The organism is Bartonella sp. MR110HLJHH, assembly GCF_042194225.1.
In the GTDB taxonomy this organism is placed as follows: Bacteria; Pseudomonadota; Alphaproteobacteria; order Rhizobiales; family Rhizobiaceae; genus Bartonella; species Bartonella grahamii.
The window spans coordinates 1-7,738 of record NZ_JBHIMQ010000023.1 but is presented as its reverse complement, the minus strand read 5'-3'; the positions used below and the strand labels follow the sequence as shown (position 1 = coordinate 7,738).

The 7,738-nt window shown below is 37.4% G+C and carries 6 protein-coding genes; 3 read left to right on the top strand and 3 right to left on the bottom strand.

Going from position 1 to position 7,738, the window contains the following annotated elements; translation table 11 throughout:
* The first annotated feature begins 280 nt into the window (after nt 1–280).
* From ACFIKB_RS08585 to ACFIKB_RS08575, 3 genes are all read left to right on the top strand, one after another.
* On the top strand, nt 281–1,045 hold the full coding sequence (locus ACFIKB_RS08585) for a hypothetical protein (protein WP_375653325.1): 765 nt from the start codon (nt 281–283) through the stop codon (nt 1,043–1,045).
* An 81-nt stretch (nt 1,046–1,126) separates the two neighbouring features.
* A complete protein-coding gene (locus ACFIKB_RS08580) occupies nt 1,127–1,783 on the top strand; it encodes a hypothetical protein (RefSeq protein ID WP_375645049.1) in 657 nt (218 codons plus the stop codon).
* A 92-nt stretch (nt 1,784–1,875) separates the two neighbouring features.
* Nucleotides 1,876–2,607 carry a hypothetical protein gene (locus tag ACFIKB_RS08575; protein ID WP_375653323.1) on the top strand — a complete coding sequence of 244 codons (732 nt, stop codon included), beginning with the start codon at nt 1,876–1,878 and terminating at the stop codon, nt 2,605–2,607.
* A gap of 1,542 nt (nt 2,608–4,149) precedes the next feature.
* On the opposite strand, the gene ACFIKB_RS08570 is transcribed toward ACFIKB_RS08575, so the two are convergent.
* The 3 genes from ACFIKB_RS08570 to ACFIKB_RS08560 all read right to left on the bottom strand — a co-directional run bounded on the left by ACFIKB_RS08570 (nt 4,150) and on the right by ACFIKB_RS08560 (nt 7,404).
* On the bottom strand, nt 4,150–5,322 hold the full coding sequence (locus ACFIKB_RS08570; protein ID WP_375653319.1) for a class I SAM-dependent methyltransferase: 1,173 nt from the start codon (nt 5,320–5,322) through the stop codon (nt 4,150–4,152).
* A 10-nt stretch (nt 5,323–5,332) separates the two neighbouring features.
* Entirely contained in the window at nt 5,333–6,007 is a 675-nt protein-coding gene (locus tag ACFIKB_RS08565) for a hypothetical protein (RefSeq protein ID WP_375653318.1), read from the bottom strand.
* A 194-nt stretch (nt 6,008–6,201) separates the two neighbouring features.
* Nucleotides 6,202–7,404, bottom strand: coding sequence for an MFS transporter (locus ACFIKB_RS08560; RefSeq protein WP_375636684.1), 1,203 nt, complete (start codon nt 7,402–7,404; stop codon nt 6,202–6,204).
* Between the last annotated feature and the right edge of the window lie 334 nt (nt 7,405–7,738).

Below are 7,738 nucleotides of genomic sequence, written 5' to 3'. Positions count from 1 at the left end.
AAATATTATTTGACAATAAATACGTATTTTGTTATATAAATAATCAAGTGATGAAAACACTTAAACCGTAAGCGGATGGATTACGATAAACCTGATCCCCTCTAAAAATTGACTATTTTTTATGCTATAAAACGCATATATAGTGATTTTGTCGGGTGTAGTTACGCTATACAATACCCCTATGGGAAAAGCGTAACGACGGACTTACTGCCGTGTTTTTGAGCACCCGACGCCCATTATGGGCTGTCAATCAAAAACGTATAATCAGTAAGGTTTAAATATGATAACTATATCAAAAAACACCCCCGTTATCTCTAATATTGCAAATAAAATCGCGCTTGTTAATCAACAACAGCCTGCAAAAAAATACGAATTTATTGATGATGGTGAATATATCGATGGTCATTTCTTAACTCGAATTAGAGCTTTAAGAGATTTTGGTGATGTGAAAAAAGCTGATCTCGGGGGGTATATTGAAAAAGAAAGCAACTTATCTCATGAAGGAAATTGCTGGGTTTATAATAAAGCGCGGGTCTTTCAAAATGCACGCGTCTTTGGAAATGCTAAAGTAAAAAGCTTTTTTGTTGACGTCTATGGCAATGCTCAAATTTATGGAAATGCTATTTTTGAAGGAAGAACATTAAAGGACAATGCTAAACTTTCTGGCAATGCTCATGCTAGCAACGCCGTTGTAATTGAAGGTAATGTTCAACTTTATGACAATGCCTATGTAACTGATTATGCCCATATTTCTGGTAATGCCGTGATTTGTGATAATGCCCATGTTGGAGGCAATGCAAAAATAAGTGGCTCTGCTTATATTTGTGATGATGCACGTGTTTTTGATGATGCCATGGTTTGTGATGCTCTTGTCTCAGGCAATTCTTACATTCATAGCAATGCCTCTTTAACAGCTAATGAAGATATCTGTGATGATGCATATCCCGAATTTGGTAGCGAAGATGATTATTATCGTCATGAATATTATGATGATTATGGTTATGATGATGATAATGACAGCGAATATGAAAGTGATGCTGCGTAATTGAACGCGCGGGCGCGGCGGGGGCGCCCCTCTTTAAACATCTCATTCAAAAATTAAATCTTCTTATAAAGGAATTGTGCCATGCAAAAGAAGTTTGCACTCACAAATGAAACGTATGTAATTAATAATCATACCCTTTATCGCATTAAAGCATTAAAAGACTTTGCTGATGTTAAGGCTGGTGCCTTGGGTGGCTTTATTGAAAAGGAAGATAACCTCTCTCATGATGGTAATTGCTGGGTCTATGATAAGGCTTGTGTTTATAATAATGCTCATGTTTCTGATCACGCTACAGTCTGTGATTACGCTAGTGTTTTTGATAATGCAAAAATTGAAGGCAATGCTAAAGTTTTTGATTGTGCAAAAATTTATGACAATGCAAGGGTTGCTGATCATGCCTTGGTTTTTGGAATAACTTATGTTTACGATCATGCCTGCGTTTTGAATCATGCTGAGGTATCTGACAGGGCTGTTATAAAAGGTCATGCTAAAATCTATGATAACGCTTTATTGACTGGCTATGCGCAAGCTTATGGCAATGCAAGAATTTATGACAATGCTCAAGTTTGGTTTTTTGCTGTGGTTGGTGATGATGCTTGTATTTATGAAAATGCAAAAATTACAGGCTATACATACATTTGTGATCAAGTGAGTGTTTTTGGCAATTCATATATAGATACCAAAAAATTGAATGGTCATATCAAAATTTGTGATCAAACCATAAAAGACGCTGCGTAAAGACGCGCGGGTGCGGCGGGGGCGCCCTTCTTTAAACATCTCATTTCAAATTTTAGCAAACGTTTATCACATTAGATTGTGAGGGTATCTTTATGTGCAAAAAATATGAATTAACCAATGAAACCAAACAAATTAAAGATAGGATTACTAAGAAAATTACAAACCTTTATCGCATTAAAGCTTTAAAAGACTTTGATGATGTCAAAGTGGGGGATCTGGGGGGCTTTATTGAAAAGGAAAGTAACCTCTCTCATGATGGCAATTGCTGGGTCTATGATAATGCGTGGGTTTATGGCTATGCCCGTGTTTATGAAAATGCAAAAATACGCCATTTTTCTCAGGTCTGTGGTCATGTCTATGGCAATGCTGAGGTCTATGGTAAGGCTTTTATCTCTCAATATGCTAAAGTTTATGACAATGCTTGTGTCTATAGTAATGCACGTATATCTGGCTATGTTTATGGCAACGCCCATGTGAGTGGGAGCGCTCGTATTTATACAGAAGCCCATGTTTATGATAATGCGCATATTTCTTATAATGCTTGGGTTTATAATTATGCAAGGGTTTATGGGCATGCTCAGGTTTCTGGCTCTGTCTGTGTTTACAGCCATGCCAAGATTTATAACCATGCTATTGTCAAAGGTCATGCTAAAATTTATGGCTCTGTTTATGGTAATGCCAAGGTTTCCTATCATGCCAAGGTCTGGGGAAAAGCCTATGGCAATGCAAAATTAAACAGTCAAAGCAAAGTAAGGTTGGTTCCAAAAAATTGTGAGGTTTATGAAAGGGATAATGTTGTCAATATAACTGATAAAACAGAATAAAAACACGCATGGGGCGTGCATTCTTTATGGTTATAAACGCATATAAAATGCATTGCTATAAACATATCATAAAAGAGAGAGTAAAATAAAAAAAAGCCGTGCCAAATGATATGACGCGGCTTTCAAATAGCGATTCTTATTGATTAAAATGAATCATCCACAATGGAGTAATCAGTGCATATATACAAAACGTATCATATTGCAAGTGCTCTATTGAGATATGATAAGTTATCAAAACACTCGGTAGCTTTATCAATCCAATCAAAAGAACATGCATATTAAGTAAATATCTTATAACAAAACAGTTTTTATATTTACAAGCATTGGTTTTTCAAAGCAGCGTTTCATAAGAAAAATAAACAAACGCTTTTATAAAATGTAAGGTTTTCAAGATTTTGCTCTGCTGTGAAAGCTAAATCTTAGTTTTCTCATAAATGAAACATTCTTAAGAGCAAATGATAACTAAGTTATAGCTGTTATAAAAAAAGTTTTAAACACTTATAAAGATCTCATTTTATGTTTCAAACGTTTAAACGTTCATTTAAAGAGATTCTTATAAGTATCTTTTCATTTTGCTCTAAATGTAACTTCTTTATAAATTAGCCGGCTCAAATTTGAGCCCGCTAAAATCAACCGGTCCATATTTGGGCTCGTTAACTTTAAAATAGAGCCTTCTTTAAATATTACAGCTTTTGACTCAAAATTTAGAAAAATTCCATGCCTTATGATGTTACAATGATTTTAAATTTTGCTTGCTTATCTTTGTCTCAATAGCTGCCCCCAATTTTGGGGTGAGTAAATCACTCAGTCCATATTTGGGCTCTGTGCTTTTAAACGGTAACTTTTAAAACGTTTTTTAGTACCATGTCTAAGTAGATAGTATTCTACTGCTATTGCATTGTTCGTTTCCATTTTTTTGTGGAAGCGAATACAGTTTCGTTTTTAAAAATTAGCATAGCTGTTGTGATGATACTATATTTATGCTTCTTACTTATCGTTTCTAAATTTTTAGAAAGCGTTTTTAAAAGCGATCTTGTCTTTAAATCCTTTTATGCAATCTTTATAAATTAAACCTATAAGCTTATGACAGTTTCAAATGATTACTTTCTTATAGGATAATCTAATGTTGCGATAACATCTTTAGATTTTACGCTTCTCAATTTTGAGAACTGTAATTTTATGTTTTTATCATGCGATTAACAATCCAATCATTAAAACAAGATGTGATCTTTAAACGTATGTTATCGATAATTCCAAACAATTAAATTTTAAAACAATGTAATTTGTGCTGTGATAAAAACGTATCATAAATTTATAAACTGTTATGAATGATATCTGCTTTTCATTTCGTCTGAATGCACACATGCGTTATAATATTTGCATCATGCTTAGCTTTTTAGGGTCTATTCATACATGGCAATCTTATATAAAAAAGGGTCAAATGGATCATGCATAAAAGTGTGGATTCTTAAGTGGATTCTTATAAAACAATTGCACACAAACTATTGACTTTATTGTGTTTTTATATATAATGCGTTATTATCATCGGGCAAAGTCTATCGTAAAGAGGTTGCATATCTTGGAAACTTCCGTTTCGCTATAGATTTTTTCCTTCTGAAAGGCTTGTGCAATTTTTGATAGCATCTCTTCTGTTTCTAAATGGCGGTCGCTTAAATTTTCCCTATTCCGCTCATGTTTATTTTCTAGCATTTTCCATAGTGTCTCTTCGGCTTGAAATCCTTCTGTTGTGTTGTGAATAAGTCCGAGGTTCAAAAGGCGATTGATGGATTTGTGAATGTTTTTCGCATCTGAATCGACATGTTTGAGGACTTCGGAAAGATTTTTCGCACCAAGGATAATGGCGGCATAAACAGCGCGCAGTGTAGGTGAGGTCATGGCAGAGATTAGTGAATTGCGGGTATCGCGTTTGCGAAGGGTTTCTTTTCCCATGGGCAAAAGATCATTGCGAATGGGCAGTTCATTGATTTCTATGAGTTCTGCTTGTAGCGATTGTGCGCGTACAATTTGTTCGGCAGAGGTGCGTTTGCGAATTATCCCCAGACCACTTTGGCGATATTTGTGGTTTTCGGGGAGTGTTAAAGCCTCATAGGAGCCATTAAGCCGATAGAGGATTTCTTCCCACAAAGGAGTTCTGACACTTTGACCCCGTTGTGCCCCATTGAGAGCAATTGTTGTTGTCATTGTTGGTTCATGCAAACAAAGATAACCACCAGCGGTGATTTGTTCCCAAAGGGTTATAACAAATCGCACATCATCTGCTGGAGTTCCAGCATCGATCCAAGCAAAATCTATTGGTCCCCAAGATTTGAGGGTGCTTTCATCAAGAGAGAAGAAATTCTCATTGATAAATGTTACAGTATCTTTTTTAACGTTATCTTTAAGAAGTTCTTGCCATACTTCTTCTGCTGATTGACCTTTGGCTGTAAAATCATCAATTGTAATCAGTTGTGGTTCGTAATTTTCAGGAATTCCTGAAGGATCAAGCAAAGCTGTGCGCTCTTCCCAGGTGGAGGATTCTAAAAGCTTTTTATCTTGTTGCCATGATAATTTCGCTTTTTGAAGTGCTTTTGCGATAAAGCGCGTACTATCACCAGCACCGATTTCAATGACTGTGCGCGGTCTTGCCATTTGAATAAGCGCATGGATAAGTTGAGCACTATTTTCTGTTCCCATGCCAGGTCTTATCAGCTGCATCTTTTTATCCTTATAATTTTATCAATCGCAGCATTCCTGCTTTTACAAAAAACTTTATTGAATCCTCTAGCGGATATTGAATACGTATTGGTGTGGTGGCTTGCTTCAAGAGATGTTTTGTTTTTTCATGAAGCCGGATTGTACGCCCATTGAGTTGATTAATGGCAAGAGTGCCAAGAGAAGAATCTATGATAATACATGTTGGCTCTCGTAAAAGAGCGGTTGCATCATTTTCTGAAAATGCTTTTTGATCTGTTTTGATGAGACCGTGTCGTAAAAGTGATATCAAAAAACTTCCAGAGGCAAGAAGAGTACCATTGAATTGTATTTCCCTCAGTGATTGGACAAGGCAGCCTTCATGAAGTGCTTCAAATGTGGGAAAGTCGAATCCGCCAAATGCCGCTCCTTTTGTAGAAACAACGGTTGCAGGTTGTATTTGCCGTTTTCCAATTAAAGCTGGTTTATTTCTCGTTATCTGTACGTCCTTTACCCATTGAACGCGTGATAAAGGATTGAGTTCACGTGGATAGACAGCGAAAGAATTGATGGCTATGGGTGGTGTTGGTTTTTGCAATTCAAGTGTATGGGAGCTCTCATGACAATCATGTCGCATATAGTCTGCCAGTTGCCACACATAGCCGCCTGTTCCATTGTAAAAGTTTAAGCCTATAGGATCTTGTTGCATGATGTTATTGTTTTTTTGCTTTAAAATATCAAGTTTTTGGGAGGGTTGTTAGTTGCTCTACATTAAAGAGTGGTTTATCAAAGTCCTATTGGGTTGGTATGGGGTTGCATGGGAGATACAATGATTTGATCAGGTGGTGATTGTCATGCCATTTTTGGGGCATTGTTTGCTGGCTGGACAAACAGCCGAGTCCACTAACCATTCTCAAATTCTCTCTGTTCCTTTTTTTGTACGGCACTGTTCAAAATAAAACCTAATATGCCTGCGATCATTGTGGCGATGCCGATGACAAAGAGTGTGTATTGTGTGTGATGAACATGGACAAAACCGGCTCCTATAAAGCCAAGGCATACGGATGTTTGTATGATGAAGAGATAAGCGGGCATTTGACTGTTTCGCTGTTCTTTTTGAATGGCTTTCATCATAAAACTTGCCATTAGAGCATTTTGTACGCCGTTTGCACTCCCAAGGATGAAAAATGACAGCATCATCAGCCATATGAGTTGTGTGAGGGAAAAGCAGAAAATTGCAAATCCAATGATTGTAGCGGCAAGTGATGCACCAGCGGCATTGCCAAAGCGATGAAAAAGGCTGGAGAAACAGAGTGGACCAACCACGAGGCCAAGACTTACCATGCTTGTGATTATCCCATAGGTTTCAGCGCTTAAGTTGAGATCGGTACGAATGCGGACAATCGATAAGACGTTGAGAGCAGAGGTGAGGATGATGGTAATGATGAGGGGTGCAAGAGCATAGACAACATTTTTTTTACGCAAGAGGCCTCTTAAGTCTAGCCCTTTTTTGCTTTTTTGCGTTGTGTTTGTCGTTTGTGTATGAATTTTTAAACTTTTAAAACAGAAGAGAGTGATAAAGGTGGCAAAAAGAACCATGATTGACAGCGCAAACAATCCTTTTTGCCCGTTTGATATTCCATACAACACCCCCCCTAAGAGTGGTCCAGCAATGTAACCAAGATTACGAACTGTTTGGATAACGCGGTTTATACGGTCTAGTTGCTGATCATTGTTTGCAAATTCTGGGACGGAAACGAGGATAGCAGACCAAAAGATTGAACCAGCACAACCCAGTGCGAAAGAAAGTGCAATATAAATCCAAAATTGGTTGGCGATTGCAGCTGTGGCTATAAAGAGTGCTTCAAACAATAAAACAATGGGTACTGTTCGTGCTGGTTGGAAGCGATGCAAGAGGCGTGGTGCAATTGGTCCGGCAAAAATTGCCCCGATAAGCCCTGCAAAAAGGAGCATTGAAATAGAAGCTGTGCTTTCTGCTAAGTGGAGAGCAAATGTAACTTGCGCTGTTTCATCGGCAAAGCTGCTAAAGCCCAAAACAAGGAAAAGTCCTATTTGGACGAAAATCATGGATTTTTTCTTTGTCACAGTGCTCCTCCCCAAGATGCTAAAGGTACAATTTTCTTCTGCGTATTTATGGGATATCCCGCGCTTTGTCTAGTTTTTCTTGATAATCAGTTGAGAAAGGAAGTTTACAGAGCTCTCTTCAAAATAAGCACAATGCCTATTTGCAGCGATGAGCAACTCCTTATGTTTTTTGAAAGGGGAGTATTGAAGGATTATAGACTGGCGAAGTTATCTGATATGAGAGACAATGATACAAAAGAGCAATCAGGAAATTTTGCAAAAAAAGCTGCATCATGTGTGCAGCTTTTTATGTGTTTGCTTTAGAGGTAGAAGTTTTAAAGCATGAAAGTATCCT